General features: G+C 41.1%; 1 protein-coding gene. It reads left to right on the top strand.

Annotated features, from left to right (window positions below):
* Positions 1 to 1,528: ankyrin repeat domain-containing protein (locus AC3DU7_RS01365; RefSeq protein ID WP_488037576.1), on the top strand; the 1,528-nt coding region annotated here is incomplete at its 5' end.
* Positions 1,529 to 1,583 lie beyond the last annotated feature (55 nt).

Genomic DNA, 1,583 nt, shown 5'->3' with positions numbered 1-1,583 from the left:
AGGTCTTCAAGATATAGTAGATCTACTAATTTCTAGAGGTGCAGATATTAAGATGGGAGGCAGTCTGGAAACTGAGCTAATTTGGTGTGTAGAAAAAGGATATAAACAACTTGTTGAGTTAGTGATTCGCCAAGGTGCAGATGTTAACTACTCACGCCAAGGATTCATTTCGCAGTATTTTATGGGAGTAATCAAGGACTTCACACCGCTACATTTAGCTGCGGCTAACGGGCATCGAGATATTGCGGAATATCTGATTAATAATGGAGCTAAACTCAACCTTTTTGGAGGAGAAGATAGAATTACTCCCCTCCACTGCGCTGTATGGAAATCTCATTTCGATGTCGTGAAACTTTTGTTGGAGCGGGGAGCAGATATTAATATTAAGCGTACCGAAGGGGGATTATATTACAGCGGAGAGGGTTCTCGAACTGGTGATGCTCTGTGGTCTGCTTCAATGGGGACTCCACTCAATGTGGTTTGGGATATAGACATCGCAGCACTTCTCATTGCTAAGGGTGCAGATGTTAATGCTAGAGACTGCGAATATGACCGTACCCCGTTGCACTTCATCATGGAAAAATTTTGGGGAGAGATAGAAGAAATTGTTGAAATATTGATTTTCAGTGGTGCGGATGTCAATGCCAAAGATAAGTATGGAGAAACTCCTTTAGATCGTGCAGTTGAGTATGGTTACTTTCGGGTTGTCGAGTTGTTAATTGCTGGGGGTGCAGATATCAATACCAAAGATAAGTACGGATCGACTCCTTTGCATCTGGCAGTCGAGCGTGGTAATGTCGAACTTGTAGAGTTATTACTTGCTAAAGGTTTTGATATTGATGGCAATAGTAGGAACAATACTCCTCTGTTTCTGGCACTATCCACAGGCAAACTTGATATTGCAGAAATGTTGATTTTCAACGGTGCCGATGTTAACGCTAAAAACAAAAAGGGCGAGACTATCCTCCATCAAGCTGTAAAAAATGGCTCGTTGAATTTAGTCGAATTAGCGATCGCTGCTGGTGCAGATGTCAATGCTCAAGACAATAATGGTAATGTTCCCCTAACTTTTGCTTTGGAAAATTCCTGTATGGAAAAGGCAAAGCTGTTAATTGCTAATAGCGCCAATGTTAATCTTGTCAAAAACAAACAGGGCGATCTTCTTTTGCATGAAGTTATAGAGCGTCGCCAGACAGAGGTCGCCCAACTGTTAATTTCTAACGATGCTGATGTTAATGCTAGAGACCAAAGCGATCGCTCTGTTTTGCATACAGCAGTACAATCTAACTTGAAGGAGGTTGTGGAATTATTACTAGACTGGGGTGCAGATATTAATGCTAGAAGAAAGGCTAGTTTTACTCCCCTGGATGATGCTATCAAACTGAAAAATTGGGAGGTAGCTGACCTGCTAATTGCTAGAGGTGCTCTAGTTAAGAAACAGCAAGTCGCTCGAATATCTGCTCTATTATCCTTACCAGATGCTAAGGCCAAAGGTTATGTTAATCTAGTAGCGATCGTTCAAATATAGCTAAAACTAACCACACAGAGTATCTTATCTTTTTTATCTATTGGACAATAGTTAT

The organism is Okeania sp., from assembly GCF_983059655.1.
The sequence above is the reverse complement of the archived record's forward strand: the minus strand, read 5'-3'. Positions and strand labels throughout refer to the sequence as shown.